The organism is Glaciecola sp. XM2 (assembly GCF_018595715.1).
Taxonomy (GTDB): Bacteria; Pseudomonadota; Gammaproteobacteria; order Enterobacterales; family Alteromonadaceae; genus Glaciecola.
Genome location: NZ_JAHEOJ010000020.1, coordinates 963,557 through 982,826 on the forward strand (window position 1 = coordinate 963,557; position 19,270 = coordinate 982,826).

Genomic DNA, 19,270 nt, shown 5'->3' on the forward strand with positions numbered 1-19,270 from the left:
GCAGTTTAGCAAGAACAAGATTTTGGAGATATATACATGGGTAGAATCATCGGTATCGATTTAGGTACAACAAATTCATGTGTTGCCGTATTAGACGGCGATAAAGCAAAAGTAATCGAAAATGCAGAAGGGGACCGTACAACGCCCTCCATCATTGCATATTCACAAGACGGCGAAACGCTGGTAGGTCAACCTGCAAAGCGTCAAGCAGTCACTAACCCTCAAAACACCTTATTCGCCATCAAGCGCTTAATCGGTCGTCGTTTTGAAGATGAAGAAGTACAACGTGATATCGACATCATGCCTTTTTCTATCGTAAAAGCAGACAACGGTGATGCATGGGTTGAAGCGAACGGTGAGAAAATGGCGCCGCCGCAAATTTCAGCAGAAGTGTTGAAGAAAATGAAGAAAACCGCTGAAGACTATCTTGGCGAAGCGGTAACCGCTGCGGTTATTACAGTACCTGCATACTTTAACGATGCACAGCGTCAAGCAACGAAAGACGCCGGTCGTATCGCAGGGCTTGAAGTTAAACGTATTATCAATGAGCCAACAGCCGCTGCGCTTGCTTACGGAATGGATAAGCAAAAAGGCGACAACGTTGTTGCAGTTTACGATTTAGGTGGGGGTACATTTGATATCTCAATTATCGAAATTGATAACGTAGATGGTGAGCATACCTTTGAAGTACTTGCCACAAATGGTGACACTCACTTAGGTGGTGAGGACTTTGATAACCGCATGATTAACTATCTTGTGGAAGAGTTCAAAAAAGAGCAGGGCTTTGACTTACGTAAAGACCCGCTCGCTATGCAGCGTCTAAAAGAAGCTGGCGAAAAAGCGAAAATCGAGTTGTCTTCTGCACAGCAAACTGAAGTGAACTTACCGTACATCACAGCTGACGCTACTGGTCCTAAGCACTTGGTGATCAAAGTGACTCGCGCGAAACTAGAGTCTTTGGTTGAAGACTTGGTGAAAAAGTCGTTAGAGCCGCTTAAACAAGCACTTGCAGACGCTGATTTATCGGTAGGTGATGTACACGACATTATTTTGGTAGGTGGTCAAACCCGCATGCCATTAGTGCAAAAGTACGTAACAGACTTCTTCGGCAAAGCGCCGCGTAAAGACGTTAACCCAGATGAAGCTGTTGCTGTAGGCGCGGCGATTCAAGGTGGTGTACTTTCAGGTGAAGTAAAAGACGTATTGCTACTAGACGTGACGCCTTTGTCACTTGGTATTGAAACAATGGGTGGGGTGATGACGCCGCTTATTGAGAAGAACACGACTGTACCGACCAAAAAGTCACAAACGTTCTCAACAGCTGACGATAACCAGTCTGCGGTAACTGTGCACGTATTACAGGGTGAGCGTAAGCAAGCGACTGGTAACAAGTCACTTGGCCAGTTTAACTTAGAAGGCATTCGTCCTGCACCACGCGGTACACCTCAAATCGAAGTGACCTTCGACATCGATGCAGACGGTATCTTACATGTATCTGCAAAAGATAAAGATACGGGTAAAGAGCAGAAGATTACGATTAAAGCCTCTTCTGGTTTGAGTGAAGACGAAATTAATCAAATGGTTCAAGATGCAGAGGCAAATAAAGACGCCGACGCTAAGTTTGAGAAATTAGTCGCTGCACGTAACCAAGCAGATGGCCTTGTACATGCGACGCGTACGCAAATTGAAGAAGCTGGCGATGCATTAGCGGCCGAAGATAAAGAGAGTATCGAAGCGGCGGTCAACGACTTAGAAGAGGCGCGTAAAGCGGATGATGTCGAAGCCATAGAGCAGAAGAGCCAAGCGCTAATTGAAGCTTCAGCTAAGCTTATGGAAATTGCACAAGCAAAAGCGGCAGCAGCTGGCGCGCAAGGCGAAGCGCCGCAGGGCGATAATGCTCAATCATCAGCAGGTGATGATGTGGTTGACGCAGAGTTTGAAGAAGTGAAAGACGACGATAAAAAATAAGTAAGTTATCATCGTTTTACTATCAGGCGCATACTCATAACGAGTTGCGCCTGTTGTGTAAGCAAACTAGAAGAATTAATAAAAAGCAGGAACGGTAGTTTATGTCTAAAAGAGACTATTACGAAGTATTAGGTGTTGCAAAAGGTGCGGACGATCGCGAGATTAAGAAGGCGTATAAAAAGCTCGCAATGAAGTATCATCCTGACCGCGCACAAGGTGATAAGTCTTTGGAGGAAAAGTTCAGAGAAGTTCAAGAAGCGTACGAAATTCTCTCTGATGATCGCAAACGCGCTGCCTATGATCAGTACGGTCATGCGGGCGTTGATCCTAATCGTGGCGGTGGCGCAGGGGCTGCAGACTTCGGTGACATATTCGGAGATGTATTCGGCGACATATTTGGCGGTGGAAGAGGCCGTCAGTCTCGTGCACGTCAAGGCGCAGACTTACGTTATAACCTTGAGATGAGCTTAGAAGAAGCGGTTCGCGGCAAGGATGTTGAAATTCGTGTGCCTACACTCGTTGAGTGCGATACCTGTCATGGTTCTGGTGCGAAAAAAGGTACCTCGCCAACGACCTGTCCAACCTGTAAGGGTAATGGTCAGGTTCAAATGCGTCAGGGCTTTTTTGCCGTTCAACAAACGTGCCCAACCTGCTCGGGTAAAGGCAAAGTTATCTCAGATCCATGTAGCCCATGTCGTGGTCAAGGCAGGGTCGAGAAAACCAAAACACTCTCTGTTAAGGTACCTGCAGGCGTAGATACCGGTGACCGAATTCGCCTAAGCGGCGAGGGTGAAGCAGGCGAGCAGGGCGCTCCAGCGGGAGATTTGTATGTTCAGGTAAACGTGCGTGAGCATAAAATTTTCACACGTGATGGCAACAACCTCTATTGTGAAGTGCCTTTAGGATTTACGACTGCAGCCTTAGGTGGCGAAATTGAAGTGCCTACCTTAGATGGTAAAGTGAAGCTTAAAATCACCCCCGAAACGCAGACCGGTAAGATGTTCAGGTTAAGAGGCAAGGGCGTTAAATCTGTGCGCAGTGGCGCAATGGGCGATTTGATGTGCAAGGTGGTCATTGAGACTCCGGTCAACTTATCGTCAAAGCAAAAAGCACTGCTCGAAGAGTTTGAAGTATCCATCAACGGTCAAGGCGCAAAGCATCGACCCAAAGAGAAAGGTTTCTTTGATGGTGTTAAACAGTTCTTTGATGATTTAAAAAATTAAGATAAGTACAGCGTCCACTGTCGCTTAATCAAGCGTCAGTGGGCATTTTTTATGGCGCAGCGTTCGCTGTCGTTCGATTTCTACCCTCACGTTTTGATTGATACAACAGGTCATCTGTCTGCTTTAACACATCTGTGCTAGCCATTTTAGAGCTTCCATTGACTGTAAAGCACCCAATACTGACGGTCACCACATTACTCACGTCAGATTTTTCATGGGTAATATTGCTCGCTATTACCGCTTCTCGTATATGCTCGGCAATAGTGAGTGCACCTTGCCTGTCGGTGTTAGGTAGCAAGCAAATAAATTCTTCACCACCATAACGGGCGGTAAAATCGCTAGGTCGAGCTAAGGTGTCAACAAGAGTGTTGGCAATAGCAATCAAGGTATTGTCACCGGCAATATGACCGTACAAGTCATTGTACTCTTTGAAAAAGTCGACATCTATCATTAGCAGGGATAGGTCACTAGACTCTCTAACGGCACGTGCCCACTCAATTTCAAAACGTTCGTCAAAACAGCGGCGGTTTGCAATGTTAGTTAAACCGTCGGTGTTGAACATATTGCTAAGGTGTTTGTTCTTAGTTTGTTCACTTTCAATCTTAGTCATCATGGCGTTAATCGCATTACTCAGCTCTACTAGTTCATCATTGCCGGGTAAGTGAATTTCTTTTTCGCCGGTTTTCTCCTTCTCTTTGATTTGTTTTAAAAGTGCATCAAAGCGGGTGACTACGGCTCTTTTAGCGCCGAAATGAAACAAAATAAAAGTACTTACAATAACCAGAAGCGCTATGCTGAGCGCGGTAAGTTTCAGTTGGTATTTCGCTTCTTGTACCAGATCAAGATTGTAATCAATTTTTAAGAATACCTTGAAGCCTAGCTCATCATAATTTTGCATTTGCACTTGAGCAATATGTGTATATTGCTCGGTGTAAGGGTCTCCAGTTTGATAGAGTTTTTTTGCAAGCGCACTCTCTATTTGTTTGCCCTCATTGAAAAAAGACCAATGATCGCCGCGGCTGACTAGGAAGAGGTCGATATCGTCAATCAATTCATATTTACCCACCAGTTTATCTTTGTAGTCACCGAACAGGAATTCGCCAATTTTATTGTTGATACCAATTGAAAGACGGTCTTTTACATCAATATCCCCGTTTACGATAAAGTCAGTGCCTGGACGGTGATAATAAGCGTACTTTTTTAGGCTGCCGGTCATGGTCGATAGAGATACACGATGCGTTACATATGTGCTTTGTTCTAATACCCTGCGCACTAACATCGTATATTCATCGCTATAGCCGCCTATATCTAACCCTACTTCATCGGCGAAGGTGCTTTGCACAACAATAAGGTCACGATCGATGATATGAAGATCTGATAAATTAAATTGCTCGCGAATATCCAATAGCTGTTGGGTGAAAGCTTCGGTGTTGGTAATGTCTGATGATTCTAGGAGCAGTGCAGCTTGCGGCAGCGCATTGGCTAACTCAGCGTCCCACTGTTCTTCTATTAACAGTAAAATGCTGTCAAACACTTCAACATCTCGCTGAATCGAACTAGTAATAGCTTCTTTTTGTGCATCGAGGCTACCTATCACCTGCGTTTGTAGTATCCATACGCTGCTGACATAAGCTAATCCCGCGGAGACTATTGCGGTGACCAAAATTAATAAGTTAAACTTTTGCTTTAGGAGCATAAGAACGAGCAGCTCTCTATTGAATACGACGCACATAGCATACAACACTTTTGTAAAATGATTAAAAGTTTATCAATTGATGGGATTGTCGCGTCAAAAACGCAAAACGACTTTAAATATCACAAAAATATCCTACTATTAGGTGACGGCGTTGCATCCTCGCGTTAGGTTGGTGCGAACGCTATATTTATAACATGCTTTATTTTAAGGAAATTTTATGAAGATCATTGTTTCATTAGCCACTCTTTTCACTCTTTGCATAAGCTCTGTGGCACTTGCTAATCCCGTAAGCTCAGAAAAGCAGGCGAACACTGCAGTGCAGTTTAGACAAGCGGTTTTACAACTTGTACGCAGCAACATGGGGCCGATGGGCGCTATGGCAAAAGGGGAAATTCCATTCGACGCAGAGGTGATGATTAAAAATAGTCAGAGAATCGAGCAGTTAGGGTTAATGATGGAAGATTATTTCACGCCAGACACCCGCGCATTTGATGTGGAAACCGGCGCGTTGGACAAAGTGTGGGAAAACCAAGCGGATTTTAATCAAAAAGCCAATGATATGGTAACCGCAGCTATAAATGTACGTGAAGTAGCTACAGCAGGCGCAAGCGATGATTATCGTAAAGCAATTGGCGCACTAGGTGGCACTTGTAAAGCATGTCATGACGATTACAAAAAAGATTAAATTCATCTCCAAGGAGAGTGTGAAATGAGTAAAGCCTATGGCGCACCGTCTGCCGGTGCAAAACTTGAGTTAATGGATGTTGAGCTGCCGGCGTTAGGCCCAAAAGACGTAAAAATCAAAGTTGCCTTTTGTGGTATATGTCACTCAGACCTTTCAATGATTAACAACGAATGGGGCTTCTCGCAATACCCTTTAGTTGCTGGACATGAGGTCGTGGGTGAAATTGTAGAAGTAGGCAGTGATGTATCGCCTGATAGGATGGGCAGTATTGTAGGACTTGGGTGGCACAGCGGTTATTGCCAGCAGTGTTACAGCTGTGATGATGGTGATCACAATCTTTGTGCATCTGCACAACCTACCATAGCCGGACGCCATGGTGGATTTGCAGAGTACGTACAAGCCAATGAGAAGTCGGTAGTCGAATTGCCTAAAGGGATCGATATGAAGTCTGCTGGCCCGATGTTTTGCGGCGGTATCACGGTCTTTAATCCACTCATGCAATATGGCATTAAGCCCACCGATAAAGTTGCGGTGATTGGTATTGGTGGTCTTGGTCATTTAGGTTTGCAGTTTCTTAATGCTTGGGGCTGTGAGGTAACCGCCTTTACTTCAAGCGAGAGCAAAGCCGATGAGGCGAAGCAACTAGGTGCACATCACGTGATTAATTCTCGAGAAGAGAATGAAATTGAATCAGCGGCTAATACCTTTGATTTTATTATTACAACGGTAAATGTGACGCTAGATTGGAACTTGTATCTATCGACCTTAAAGCCTAAGGGACGTTTGCATTTTGTGGGCGCAACGCTAGAGCCGCTAAACATTGGTGTGTTCTCGCTTATCAGCGGGCAAAAACAAGTGTCAGGCTCCCCTGTGGGAAGCCCAGCTACTATTGCAAAAATGTTGGATTTTGCTGCGATTCATAACATCAAACCAATGGTTGAAATGTTCGATATGAGTCAAATCAACGAGGCAGTTGAGCATCTGGAGAAAGGCGACGCTCGCTATCGAGTAGTGCTACAAGCAGACTTTTAAAAGCCATAAAAATCACTTACAGTCTCTGGTGGCAGCACCTCTACCAGTAGGTATACCGCCACAGAGACTGCTACTACCACCACGATAAAACGTAACCAATGCGTTTGCACGTCTGTAATTTTTGCATCTGTTTGTTCTTTGTTGCCATGCACCATTGCGCCAATGAGTTTTTGCTTTTTACGAATGCTATACCAAGCAATTGCAAATAAATGTAAAGCGATCAATGCGTACATGACGCTAATGGCATTGTGGTGAAGAAAGTTCATTATATCGTCGGTTACATCGCCCAATGCGCCATGGTATGGGCCGTCTAAAAAGATATCGTCGGTCATAAACAAGCCGCTTATGGTTTGAGTGAGCATGACGGCTAGAATGGCCAACACCGAGTAGCCTCCAAGGGGGTTATGACCCAGATATTGCTGTGAGCTGCCGTTTGCATAAGCAAACGCAGTCGCTGGAGAATGCACAAAGTTTGCAAAACGTGCGTGGTAGCTACCCACAAATCCCCAAATCACTCTAAACAACAAAATACCAAGTGCGACGTAACCACCATAAAAATGCAGTTGCATCGCATCATCTAACCATTCTGCGGTGACATATTGAAAGACAAAAACACCGACGAGTGCCCAATGAAATAGTCGAGTAGGGACGTCCCACACTTTTACTTGGTTCATGCACGTTCTCCGTAAGGCTTGGTTTGGCTGTTGTAGCGCATCGAGATTATAGTATGTAAGAATTTATCATATAAACAAGAATAGGGTGCGATACAGAGAAAAATTTTGATACAGTTGCAGGTAAAGTATATTCGTGAGATGAAAGATGACCAAAGTTGGGATATTAGGCGCAAATGGGCGCATGGGCCGAGTGCTGATTGACGCGGCGTATCAACATGCGCAAATCGCTCTTGGCTTTGCTAGCGTGCGTGCAGGTTCACCGTTTATAGGTATGGATGCAGGGGAGTTAGCGGGTATCGCCAAACAGTACGTTAATATTAGTGAATGTCAGCCTCACCTTGCAGACAATGCAGATGTCATGATTGACTTTACGCTTCCATCGGCGCTCAGTGATAATCTCGCCTTGGCCAGACATACAAAAACGCCCATTGTTATCGGCACAACGGGCTTGCTTCCTGCTCAGCTTAAAGAAATTGACGAGGCCGCAAAGCATCTACCTATTGTCTTTGCCGCGAATTACAGCGTCGGCGTCAATTTAATGCTAAAACTCGTACAACAAACGGCTGTCGTTATGGGCGAGCAATCTGATATTGAGATTTTGGAGGCGCATCATAGATTCAAACAAGATGCTCCCTCTGGAACGGCAATCGCCATAGGTGAAGCTATCGCTAGCACCTTAAATAGAGATCTGAAAACATGCGCTGTATATGGTAGAGAAGGGTTTAGCGGTGAACGTGATAGAGAAACCATTGGTTTTGCAACGGTGCGCGCAGGTGATATCGTTGGCGAGCATACAGCGTTGTTTGCAAGCATAGGTGAACGCATTGAAATTACGCACAAAGCATCAAGCCGCCTTACCTTTGCGAATGGCGCTTTAGCGGCCGCCCATTGGCTTAAAGACAAGCCAGCAGGATTATATTCGATGCAAGATGTTTTGGGATTAAATGAGTAATTCTAGACCTTAAGCGCGCTAATTCGTGTGAAAGCTTTATTTTAGATGCTTTAGTGATTAATTTAAAAACCATTAGACGACATTATTATTCTTGTATATAATGCGCAGAATTTGCCAAAAAGCAACGCCAGATATAGATAAAGGGTTGTGTGTGGCGATAAAAATGCCCGTTTTATAAGGCATCGCGACTTGTTTGACAGTCCTACTTGGATTTTTTGGCAGAGACACAATGAGCTGTATTTTAGTAAAAAAGCTCATAATTGCAGGAAATGAACATTTTGTTGTCATTTTCGTTAGTTATCTCTATTTATTAGGAGGTTGACTTGGCTGTTTCTGCCCTACTTGTATTGGCCGACGGTTCTGTTTTCAAAGGAGCTGCCATTGGCGCAGCAGGTAGCAGTGTTGGTGAAGTGGTATTTAATACTTCAATGACAGGCTATCAAGAAATTCTTACCGACCCATCTTACGCTGAACAAATCGTAACCCTAACATATCCCCATATTGGCAATACCGGTACTAATCCAGAAGATGTCGAATCTGACAAGATTTGGGCAAAAGGGCTGGTTATTCGAGATCTCCCTCTTATTGCCAGCAATTATCGTAATACCGCCTCGTTAAGCGATTATCTAAAAGACAATAACATTATTGGTATCGCTGACATTGATACGCGCCGCCTGACCCGCGTGCTTCGCGAAAAGGGTGCGCAAAACGGTTGTATTATGACCGTTGAATCAAGTGATGACCTAGATACTGCAGTGAAAACGGCACTAGCGCATGCAAAAGCCTTTGCAGGGCTCAAAGGTATGGACTTGGCCAAAGTCGTATCTTGTGATGCATCCACACAGTGGACAGACAGCGTTTGGTCCTTAGAAGACGGCTACGACAATAACAAAGCCGATTTGCCCTATCACGTAGTTGCTTATGATTTTGGCGCGAAAAAGAACATCCTACGCATGTTAGTTGCAAGAGGCTGCAAACTCACTATCGTCCCGGCGCAAACAAGCGCACAAGAGGTGCTCGACCTAAACCCCGACGGCGTGTTTTTATCCAACGGTCCCGGTGACCCTGAGCCGTGCGAATATGCCATCGAAGCTACCAAAACATTTTTAGACAAGAAGATCCCAGTATTTGGTATTTGCTTAGGTCATCAAATTTTAGCGCTAGCGAGCGGCGCGACGACCGAGAAAATGAAGTTTGGGCATCACGGAGCCAATCATCCGGTTCAGGACATGCGCAGTAAACGCGTGATGATTACGTCACAAAACCACGGGTTTGCGGTAAATGCTGATAGCTTACCGAGTAACATTGAAGTGACCCATGTGTCACTGTTTGACCAGTCGCTACAAGGCATTGCATTAACAGACAGACCTGCGTTTAGTTTTCAAGGCCACCCTGAAGCAAGTCCTGGTCCGCAAGATGCAGACACCCTGTTCGATCACTTTATCGATTTAATTAAACAAGCTAAGCAATAGGAAGCACAACTATGCCTAAACGTACTGATATCAAAAGTATTTTGATTCTTGGCGCAGGTCCTATTGTTATAGGTCAAGCATGCGAATTTGATTACTCTGGCGCTCAAGCCTGTAAGGCCCTAAAAGAAGAGGGCTATCGAGTCATTTTGGTTAACTCTAACCCAGCAACGATAATGACCGATCCTGAAATGGCCGACGCAACCTACATCGAACCTATACACTGGGAAGTGGTTAGAAACATCATCGCGAAAGAACGTCCAGATGTGATTTTACCCACCATGGGTGGTCAAACAGCGCTCAACTGTGCGCTAGACTTAAATAAGTTTGGCGTGCTAGAAGAATTTAACGTCGAACTAATTGGTGCAACGGCAGATGCCATCGATAAGGCAGAGGACAGAGAGCGCTTTGATAAAGCAATGAAGTCTATTGGCCTAGAATGCCCAAGAGCTGAGATTGCCCATGATTTGACTCAAGCGCATGACGTGTTAAGTCGAATTGGCTTTCCATGCATCATTCGTCCTTCTTTCACAATGGGCGGCAGTGGCGGCGGTATCGCTTACAATATAGATGAGTTCAATGAAATTTGTACCCGCGGCCTCGATTTGTCGCCCACATCTGAACTCTTAATTGACGAGTCGCTGATTGGCTGGAAAGAGTATGAAATGGAAGTGGTGCGCGACAAAGCAGACAACTGCATTATTGTATGTACCATCGAAAACTTCGACCCGATGGGTGTGCACACCGGCGATTCAATCACCGTCGCCCCCGCGCAAACCTTGACCGATAAAGAGTTCCAAATTATGCGTAACGCTGCGATGGCTGTGTTGCGAGAGATTGGCGTAGAAACCGGCGGCTCAAACGTACAGTTTGGTGTGGACCCGAAAACTGGTCGCTTGGTTATCATCGAGATGAATCCTCGTGTATCTCGTTCTTCGGCATTAGCATCAAAGGCAACTGGGTTCCCCATCGCAAAAATTGCGGCGAAACTGGCTGTAGGTTATACGCTAGATGAATTAGATAACGATATCACCGGTGGAAAAACACCTGCATCGTTTGAGCCTTCTATTGACTATGTTGTAACTAAAATTCCACGCTTTAACTTTGAAAAGTTTGCTGGGGCGAACGACCGTCTTACAACGCAGATGAAGTCGGTTGGAGAAGTCATGGCCATCGGCCGTAACTTCCAAGAATCGATGCAAAAAGCATTGCGCGGACTTGAAGTGGGTGTATCTGGATTAGATCCTATTTTAGACCTCGACGATCCAGAGGCAAAAAACAAGCTCATTTATGAACTACGTGAGCCTGGTGCAGAGCGAATTTGGTACATTGGCGATGCCTTTAGAATGGGCATGACAGTAGATGAAATTTTTGCCTTAACCAACGTTGACCCTTGGTATTTGGTCCAGTTAGAAGAGCTTGTTACGCTTGAAAAGCTGGTAAAGCGCGCTGGTTTGACGGGCATAGATGCAACGCTTATGCGCACATTGAAGCGTAAAGGTTTTTCAGATGCACGTTTAGCTGAATTAACACAAGTTGCACAAAAAGACGTTAGAGATATGCGTTATAAATTTGACGTGTTGCCGGTTTACAAACGCGTGGATACTTGCGCCGCTGAATTTTCTACCTCTACCGCGTATATGTATTCTACTTACGATGAAGAGTGCGAAGCAAACCCATCTACTCGCGATAAAATCATGGTACTAGGTGGCGGTCCTAACCGCATTGGACAAGGCATCGAATTTGATTATTGCTGCGTCCATGCAGCGCTCGCCATGCGTGAAGATGGTTACGAAACAATCATGGTTAACTGTAACCCTGAGACGGTTTCAACGGATTACGATACGTCTGATAGACTTTATTTTGAACCTGTTACCCTTGAAGATGTGCTTGAAATTGTGCGCATAGAGCAACCTAAAGGTGTGATTGTGCAGTACGGTGGTCAAACGCCGCTCAAACTTGCAAGAGAGCTCAAAGCAAATGGTGTCAACATCATCGGTACATCCCCCGATGCGATTGACCGCGCAGAAGACAGAGAGCGTTTTCAGCAGATGGTGAATAAGTTAGGGTTAAAACAACCGGCAAATGCTACCGTTAGCAATATGCAAGAAGCCTTAGAATGTGCTCAAGACATCGGCTTTCCTCTCGTAGTCCGTCCTTCCTATGTACTGGGCGGTAGAGCGATGGAAATCGTGTATGACCTAAAAGATCTAAAGCGCTATTTGAATGAGGCAGTCAAAGTTTCAAATGACAGTCCCGTATTGTTAGATAGATTCTTAGACGACGCCATTGAAGTAGATATCGATGCCATTTGTGATGGCGAGCAAGTCTTAATTGGCGGCATTATGGAGCATATTGAGCAAGCAGGGGTCCACTCGGGCGATTCGGCTTGTAGCTTACCACCTTACTCATTATCAAAAGAAATTCAGGACGTCATGCGCGAGCAGGTTAAGCAAATGGCGATAGAACTTGAGGTGCGCGGCTTGATGAACACGCAGTTTGCTATCAAAGACAATGAAGTCTATTTGATTGAAGTAAACCCGCGTGCTGCCCGCACAGTGCCTTTTGTGTCCAAAGCAACGGGCATGCCTTTAGCGAAGATTGCGGCACGCGTAATGGCTGGCACCACGCTTAAGATGCAGGGTATTGAGAAAGAAATTATTCCGCCTTTTTATTCGGTTAAAGAAGTAGTGTTACCGTTTGCAAAATTCCAGGGTGTTGATCCGTTATTAGGTCCAGAAATGCGCTCTACCGGTGAGGTGATGGGAGTAGGTGATAGTTTTGAAGAGGCATATGCTAAGGCTAATCTAGGTGCATCTGCGCCACTTCCAGAATCGGGTAAAGTCCTTATTTCTGTTCGTAACAACGACAAAGTAAGACTGCTTGAGTTAGTTCAAGATATGATTAGCAGAGGCTTTACGATCGAGGCAACCAGCGGCACCGCAAAGTCAATGAAGGATGCGGGTATACCCTGCACAGTCGTTAACAAGCTTAGTGAAGGTCGACCGAACATTGTCGATGCGATAAAAAATGGCGAATACACCTACATTGTGAATACCACGGAAGGGCGCCAAGCGATTATCGACTCTGTGTATATCCGTAGCGAAGCGCTATTAAATAAGGTGGCTTACACCACCACTTTAAATGCGGCCTTTGCCACAATGAAAGCTAGTGCGACAGATGCCAAAACAAACGTGGCATCGGTTCAAGAGCTGCATCAAAGGATATGTGCGCAAAACTAGGATGAATAGTGCATGAGATTGCACTATACTTCGTATCAATTACACGCCAACGTGGCAATATAAAAAACGAATGCATTAAACCGCATTCGTTTTTGTTTTGTATTAAGTATTCAGGTTTAGCAATCGCTTTACCTGCGAGTAGAAAAACAACAAGAGAATAAACATGAATAGCTATCCAATGACCGCTGATGGCGCTAAAAAATTGCGCGAAGAACTAGAGCAGCTGAAAACCAAAGATCGTCCGCGTATTATCAAGTCTATTGCTGAAGCCAGAGAGCATGGCGACCTGAAAGAGAATGCTGAGTATCATGCAGCGCGTGAACAGCAAAGCTTTTGCGAAGGTCGTATTCAAGATATTGAAGGCAAGCTATCAAATGCGCAAATTATTGATGTCACTAAATTACCTAACACTGGCAAGGTCGTGTTTGGTGTTACCGTGACCATTCTAAATACCGAGACTGATGAAGAAATTACCTACAAAATCGTAGGTGACGACGAAGCTAACATTAAACAAAAAATGATTTCCATTAACTCGCCGATTGCGCGAGGACTCATTGGAAAGTCGCTAGATGATATCGCCTCTATTCAAACGCCTTCAGGGGTGGTTGAATTTGAAATTATTGAAGTACTTTATAAATAGACAGCCTTAACTGAGCGCGGCCTGCGCTCAGCTCGTTTCAAGACCCTACACGGTTACATCTCATCATCATTTTGCTTTTATCCTTTCTTGAATCTACCTGCCTAACTGTTTATGCTTTAGCGCAATTCTAATAATAACGACGGTATCCAATGAATATGTTTAATCGCAAGCCCCGGCACGGCAATATAGGGTTGGCACTGACTTTTGTTATGTGTCTGTCTTTCACGCCGCATACCTTTTCTTCAGACGAAATAGCAGTGTTTGAACCGGAAGATATTTTTGAAATGGAGGTCGCTACCGACCCTCAAGTTTCTCCTGATGGCGAAAGCGTCATATATGTGCGCAGAAGCAACGACATTATGACCGATAGCACGCGTTCTAGCATATGGGCTGTTTCGATCAAGGGAGAGGATCATAGACCGCTCATTTCATCGTCTAAAAACGCAAATTCTCCTCGTTGGTCACCGTCGGGTGATCGTATTGCTTACCTATCAAACAAAGAGGGGAGCACGCAGCTATATGTTCGCTGGATGGACACAGGGCAGACGGCATTGCTGACCAATGTAAACACCACACCCTCGTCTGTGACTTGGGCGCCCGATGGAAAGAGTATTGCCTTTACAATGAGTGTGGATGCAGACGAGCAACCGTTTAAGGCCGCGATGCCAAGCAAGCCTGAAGGCGCAAAGTGGGCAGAAAGCTTTCAATACATTACCAAGGCCCGCTATCAAGCAGATGGCACAGGGGTGTTAGATCCAGCTTATACACATATTTTCGTCGTGCCAGCAGATGGTGGAACGCCCCGTCAGCTGAGCTCTGGTGACTATCATCATCGCGGGCAGTTATCATGGAGTGGCGATAGCCAACACATTTTCTTCTCAGCAAATCGCAGCGACAACTGGGAATACGAACCCGCTGAGTCTGATATTTTTTCAGTGTCTTTAGATGGCGAAATTCAGCAAATTACTAATGCACCGGGTGCAGAAACCTCACCCACGGTCTCACCGAACGGTAAATTGATTGCTTATTCTAAGCGCGATAATAAGAAGCTTGCCTACCGCAATCGCTATTTGCATGTGATGAACATAGACGGCTCAAATGACACAAACTTGTCTGAGTCGGTAGACAACAGTCTTTCGAACTTTGTTTGGAAAAATAATTCTGGTATTTACTATCAACAAATGGTGCGAGGCGTTACGCAAATCGATTATGTTTCCTTATCGGGTAAACATAGTGAAGTGACTAGTGGCTTAGGTGGCGTATCATTGGGTCGTCCGTACACAAGTGGCGACTTTAGCTATGCCAACGATACCTTTGCCTTCACCAAAGGTAGACACGACCGTCCGGCAGATATTTTTGTAAGACAAGGCCGCAAAGAAATGCAGGTGACGGCATTAAACGAAGATATTTTCGGACACAAAACCCTTGCCGATATTCGCGAATTTACTTATAAATCGTCCATTGACGGTGAAGAAATTCATGGTTGGTACTTGCTGCCGCCAGGCTATGATGCAAGTAAAACCTATCCCATGATCATAGAAATACACGGCGGGCCACATCTTGCCTATGGTCCACATTTCTCAGCCGAGCTGCAGCGCATGGCGGCCGAAGGTTACGTGGTATTCTATAACAACCACAGGGGCAGCACAGGTTACGGCGAACGTTTTGCCTTGCTTTTACAGTACAAGTATTCATCTAAGTATGACTTTGCTGATCATATGTCGGGTGTCGATGCGCTGATTGACAAGGGCATTGTCGACCCAGACCAACTCTTCATTACTGGCGGTTCAGCAGGTGGTATTGCCACCGCCTATGCGATTGGTCTTACCAATAGATTTAAGGCGGCGGTTGTAGCCAAGCCGGTTATTAATTGGCTTTCTAAAGTGCTTACCGCCGATAGCGGCCTATCGCAAATTCCGCATCAATTCCCGGGTATGCCGTGGGAGCATGTTGAGCACTATTGGGAGCGTTCGCCGTTGTCGCTAGTAGGCAATGTGACGACACCTACCTTGTTAATTACCGGTACTGAAGATAAGCGCACGCCAATGTCAGAAACTGAACAATACTATCAGGCGTTAAAACTGCTGAAAGTCGATACGGTATTGGTGAAAGTGCCAGGCGCATCCCATGGTATAGCGTCACGCCCTTCACGTTTGGTTGGAAAAATTGAAAATATCATTGGCTGGTTTGATAAGTATCGCGAGGCTGAAACAAGCAAGGAATAATGCTTAGAAACTCGGTCTTTAGGAAGTGAGTCCATAAAATATGGGCTCACTTTATCAATTAGATAGAAAGGCAACCGAGTTGTTATTAACGGGGAAGGATGTGCAGGTTAAAGTCGATGCTCGACTTGTATTTCTCTCCAACACCTTCAACTTAGCTTGTCTTACTCGAATCTGAGGGTTTTGAGCTCGCCTGCTTAAATATCAATAGCGTATGCTTGATCAGCGCTAATCCGTCTATTCGCTAGAGTAAGTGCCTCCGTTCTATCTGCCACAAAGTCAGCATCATCGAGCAAGTTTTCAAAGCCCATGCGCATTAGCTTTTGTTTTGTCTCTTTTGTACGAACTAGCATCAATATATGCTTATCGAGATTTTTAGCGTCTTTTATCAGGTTTTCTATGGTTAACGCGATAGTATCATCTAAGTATGACACATCACTTAAATCGATGATGACCACCGCATGCTCACCTAATGAGCTCAGTTCTCTTGATAAGGCTTTTGACACGCCAAAAATCATCGTGCCGCTCAGGTAGAAATACAGCACTAAGCCATTTGCTTGGTTTAACAGCTTTTGCTGGTCTCGATTCAGTGGCAACCTTCCATCGACATCACTGATTGCTCGAATGTTCTTAGCTTGTGAGTGGGAGAGCTTTTCGATAGTAATAATATTGGCAATAAAAACGCCAATTCCCACGGCGACCACTAAATCAACAAATACGGTTAATAATAAAACTGCATACATGATCATGCTGGTTTGTTTTGAGACTTTATGCGCTCTTTTGATAAAGCTCCAGTCTAGAATATCGATACCTACTTTAATGGCGATACCCGCTAAAACAGCAATAGGAATCGCTGAGATCAGCCCTGACGCACCAAATACAGCGACAACAAGGACACCTACTCTTATTAGGCCCGATAGCGCCGTACGCGCACCGGTTTGTATATTAACCACCGTGCCCATGGTCGCTCCAGCGCCAGGTAAGCCGCCAAACAAGCCTGAGAATAGATTGCCAACGCCTTGACCTATTAGCTCTTTGTCAGACTTGTGCTCGCTGCGGGTAAGGTTATCGGCAATGACCGAGGTTAACATGGAGTCTATGCAGCCGAGCATGCCAAGCACTATGCCATCAAGCACCATGGTTTGAAACATCTCAGCGGTAAAGGTGGGCATGACCACGGCGGGTAATTTGACATCAATTTGACCTATACGATTGATATCTACATCTGAAAAAAACATGACGCTGGCAATGGATATCACTAAAAGAGCAATAAGCTGAGGCGGGACCCATTGTTTTATTCGTTTTGGCGTGAAAAAGATTAAGGCTAAGGTCAGAACGGCCATGGTCGCTTCGACCCAGTTAATTTGTGCGACAGTAGCAGGTAACGCAAACAAAGCGGCGGTAACGCCGCCACTGACCGCTTCGGCGCCTAATGCAGGTGCAAGTTGCATGATAATCAATATACAGCCAATCCCAGACATAAAGCCGCTTATGACAGAATAGGGCATTAGCGTGATGTATTTACCTAAGCGCAGCAAACCAAATACGATTTGGGTAAGACCCGCAATCATGACCACGGTAAAGGCCATGGCTAAGCCATTTTCCGGATACTTTGCAATCATGGTGGTAACGACGGCTGCCATAATTACCGTCATGGGGCCGGTGGGCTCAGATATTAGCGTGGGTGTGCCGCCAAACATGGCAGCAAAAAAACCAATAATGATGGCGCCATAAAGGCCCGCTTCAGCACCTGCACCAGAGGCAACACCAAATGCCAAAGCCAAAGGCAATGAGACAATAGCAGCGGTAACGCCACCTAAAATATCACCCTTTAAATTTTGGGTATTTATAATGTTAAGCAATGACAAATTCTTATTCTTATTGTAGATCTTTCATTGGTTACTATCGCATTTGCTCATTGACGAACGAGTTAGCCAATCAAGCTAATCCTAGTTGCGAAGCGCATCGTCTGTGCGCTGCGTACGCTTAACTAAAAATGCGATCCCTAACCCAAATAGTGACACAAAATAAATGGGTATGTTACCTGCTAGTGTATAAGGTGTTGAGCCATTTACCAGTGCTAATGTGAGTTTTAGCACACCTTCTTCAAATTGTGGAAGGATGCCAAGAAGTCTTCCTTTATGATCATATGCAGCGGTGATACCGTTGTTCGTGGCGCGAATGACCGGCAGAGCAAACTCCATTGCGCGAACTTGAGCGATTTGTAGATGCTGATGAGGGCCATGCGAATCACCAAACCATGCGTCGTTGCTCACGGTTAATATAAAGTCAGATTCGTCTGTGATGTTTGCGCGTATTTGCCGAGGAAATGCGATTTCAAAACAGATGGCTGGGACGCCATGTAAGCCCTTCGCTAACAAATTCGGTTGGACGTAATCACCACGGGTAAACGATGACATAGGCAGGTCGAAAATAGGCGCTAAAGGCCGCAGTAAACTCTCAAACGGGACAAATTCACCAATCGGCAGTAAGTGGTGTTTTGAAAAGCGGTTTCGATGCATGTAACGATAGGCATAGGTTTGTTCGGTTTGGGTATCTAAGCCTAGGCTAATAATACTATTGAATGCAGCGTCAGTTTCGTAATTGTAATTTACAATCCCAGTAAGCAGGGCGCTACCTGACTCGGTTGCCCGCTGGTCAATGTCTGCTATGTACTGTTGCGCTAATGGCTCAAGGCGAGGAATGGCGGCTTCGGGCCAAATAATGACATCACTTCCCCAAGTGGATTCGCTTAAGCGCAGATACTTTTCCATGGTTGGGCGGTCTTGCTCAGGACGCCAGCGCATGGATTGTTCAATATTGCCTTGCACTAAGGCAAAGCTTCGGCTTTCACCCGTTGGTACGGACCACTGCCATCCTTTGAGCGACCATGTGCTAATGACGCATACCAGCACAACCACAAACGATGTAATAACGGCTTGTCTAGTGCGCAGGACAATTGCAATTGCCACCGTACTGGAGAGTAAAATCATCACCGCGGATACGCCAATTTCACCTACAATGGGGTAAAGATAACGAAACCAACTGTTGGTTTGGCTGTAGCCGACCGATAGCCATGGAAACCCGGTGAGTACGCTACCACGCAAAAACTCAGTTGCGAGCCAAATAGCAGGGGCGGCTAAGGGCCAAAGGGCAAGATGAAAATAACGTTTGAGAATAAAAATGAACAGACCGCAGTAAAGCGCAAGGTAACCACACAACAGCACCATCATCAGAATCGACACCACCAGTGGCACGCCTCCGAAGGTGGCTATACTAACGTGGACCCACGAAATACCCGCACCAAAAAAGCCTAGTCCAAACCACCATCCACTATGAAAAGCATGTTTAGCAAATTTAGCACTCAGTGCAAGCCAAGTTGGCAATACAACAAAGGGTAGCCACCAAACGTCGAAAGGGGCGTATGCGAAGGTAAGGCTAGCGCCAAGCGCCAAGTTAACTGCGTA

General features: G+C 45.4%; 13 protein-coding genes. 9 read left to right on the forward strand and 4 right to left on the reverse strand.

Annotated features, from left to right (window positions below; translation table 11 throughout):
* The first annotated feature begins 36 nt into the window (after positions 1-36).
* Positions 37-1,968, forward strand: coding sequence for a molecular chaperone DnaK (dnaK, locus tag KJ365_RS08875; RefSeq protein WP_214451240.1), 1,932 nt, complete (start codon positions 37-39; stop codon positions 1,966-1,968).
* A gap of 101 nt (positions 1,969-2,069) precedes the next feature.
* Positions 2,070-3,191, forward strand: a complete 1,122-nt coding sequence (dnaJ, locus tag KJ365_RS08880; protein WP_214451241.1) for a molecular chaperone DnaJ — start codon at positions 2,070-2,072, stop codon at positions 3,189-3,191.
* A 49-nt stretch (positions 3,192-3,240) separates the two neighbouring features.
* On the opposite strand, the gene KJ365_RS08885 is transcribed toward dnaJ, so the two are convergent.
* Positions 3,241-4,887, reverse strand: coding sequence for a diguanylate cyclase (locus KJ365_RS08885; protein ID WP_214451242.1), 1,647 nt, complete (start codon positions 4,885-4,887; stop codon positions 3,241-3,243).
* A gap of 217 nt (positions 4,888-5,104) precedes the next feature.
* On the opposite strand from KJ365_RS08885, the gene KJ365_RS08890 reads away from it, so the two are divergent.
* Positions 5,105-5,572, forward strand: a complete 468-nt coding sequence (locus KJ365_RS08890; RefSeq protein ID WP_214451243.1) for a c-type cytochrome — start codon at positions 5,105-5,107, stop codon at positions 5,570-5,572.
* A 24-nt stretch (positions 5,573-5,596) separates the two neighbouring features.
* On the forward strand, positions 5,597-6,604 hold the full coding sequence (gene ahr / locus KJ365_RS08895; protein WP_214451244.1) for an NADPH-dependent aldehyde reductase Ahr: 1,008 nt from the start codon (positions 5,597-5,599) through the stop codon (positions 6,602-6,604).
* Here ahr and KJ365_RS08900 read toward each other — a convergent pair.
* Positions 6,601-7,278, reverse strand: a complete 678-nt coding sequence (locus tag KJ365_RS08900; RefSeq protein ID WP_214451245.1) for a cytochrome b/b6 domain-containing protein — start codon at positions 7,276-7,278, stop codon at positions 6,601-6,603. The genes ahr and KJ365_RS08900 overlap by 4 nt on opposite strands.
* Before the next feature lie 145 nt (positions 7,279-7,423).
* Here KJ365_RS08900 and dapB point away from each other — a divergent pair, with 145 nt between their 5' ends.
* From dapB to KJ365_RS08925, 5 genes are all read left to right on the forward strand, one after another.
* The gene (gene dapB / locus KJ365_RS08905) at positions 7,424-8,230 is read left to right on the forward strand and encodes a 4-hydroxy-tetrahydrodipicolinate reductase (RefSeq protein WP_214451246.1); all 807 of its coding nucleotides are present in this window, start codon (positions 7,424-7,426) and stop codon (positions 8,228-8,230) included.
* Positions 8,231-8,553: 323 nt separating this feature from the next.
* The gene (gene carA, locus KJ365_RS08910; protein WP_214451247.1) at positions 8,554-9,702 is read left to right on the forward strand and encodes a glutamine-hydrolyzing carbamoyl-phosphate synthase small subunit; all 1,149 of its coding nucleotides are present in this window, start codon (positions 8,554-8,556) and stop codon (positions 9,700-9,702) included.
* A gap of 11 nt (positions 9,703-9,713) precedes the next feature.
* On the forward strand, positions 9,714-12,941 hold the full coding sequence (carB, locus tag KJ365_RS08915; protein ID WP_214451248.1) for a carbamoyl-phosphate synthase large subunit: 3,228 nt from the start codon (positions 9,714-9,716) through the stop codon (positions 12,939-12,941).
* A 163-nt stretch (positions 12,942-13,104) separates the two neighbouring features.
* On the forward strand, positions 13,105-13,581 hold the full coding sequence (greA, locus tag KJ365_RS08920; protein WP_214451249.1) for a transcription elongation factor GreA: 477 nt from the start codon (positions 13,105-13,107) through the stop codon (positions 13,579-13,581).
* Between the two features lie 209 nt (positions 13,582-13,790).
* Entirely contained in the window at positions 13,791-15,806 is a 2,016-nt protein-coding gene (locus tag KJ365_RS08925; RefSeq protein ID WP_250884131.1) for a S9 family peptidase, read from the forward strand.
* 194 nt (positions 15,807-16,000) lie between these two features.
* Here the strand turns inward: KJ365_RS08925 and KJ365_RS08930 are convergent, their stop codons facing one another.
* Together KJ365_RS08930 and lnt are read right to left on the reverse strand one after the other, a co-directional pair.
* Entirely contained in the window at positions 16,001-17,671 is a 1,671-nt protein-coding gene (locus KJ365_RS08930) for a SulP family inorganic anion transporter (protein WP_214451251.1), read from the reverse strand.
* 81 nt (positions 17,672-17,752) lie between these two features.
* Positions 17,753-19,258, reverse strand: coding sequence for an apolipoprotein N-acyltransferase (lnt, locus tag KJ365_RS08935; RefSeq protein WP_250884084.1), 1,506 nt, complete (start codon positions 19,256-19,258; stop codon positions 17,753-17,755).
* Positions 19,259-19,270 lie beyond the last annotated feature (12 nt).

Bases quoted from the DNA above. Each gene is read 5' to 3' on its own strand.
- dnaJ (WP_214451241.1), top strand. From the start codon at position 2,070: ATGTCTAAAAGAGACTATTACGAAGTATTAGGTGTTGCAAAAGGTGCG.
- dnaK (WP_214451240.1), top strand. From the start codon at position 37: ATGGGTAGAATCATCGGTATCGATTTAGGTACAACAAATTCATGTGTT.
- dapB (WP_214451246.1), top strand. From the start codon at position 7,424: ATGACCAAAGTTGGGATATTAGGCGCAAATGGGCGCATGGGCCGAGTG.
- KJ365_RS08890 (WP_214451243.1), top strand. From the start codon at position 5,105: ATGAAGATCATTGTTTCATTAGCCACTCTTTTCACTCTTTGCATAAGC.
- KJ365_RS08885 (WP_214451242.1), bottom strand. From the start codon at position 4,887: ATGCTCCTAAAGCAAAAGTTTAACTTATTAATTTTGGTCACCGCAATA.
- KJ365_RS08900 (WP_214451245.1), bottom strand. From the start codon at position 7,278: ATGAACCAAGTAAAAGTGTGGGACGTCCCTACTCGACTATTTCATTGG.
- greA (WP_214451249.1), top strand. From the start codon at position 13,105: ATGAATAGCTATCCAATGACCGCTGATGGCGCTAAAAAATTGCGCGAA.
- ahr (WP_214451244.1), top strand. From the start codon at position 5,597: ATGAGTAAAGCCTATGGCGCACCGTCTGCCGGTGCAAAACTTGAGTTA.
- KJ365_RS08925 (WP_250884131.1), top strand. From the start codon at position 13,791: ATGTGTCTGTCTTTCACGCCGCATACCTTTTCTTCAGACGAAATAGCA.
- carB (WP_214451248.1), top strand. From the start codon at position 9,714: ATGCCTAAACGTACTGATATCAAAAGTATTTTGATTCTTGGCGCAGGT.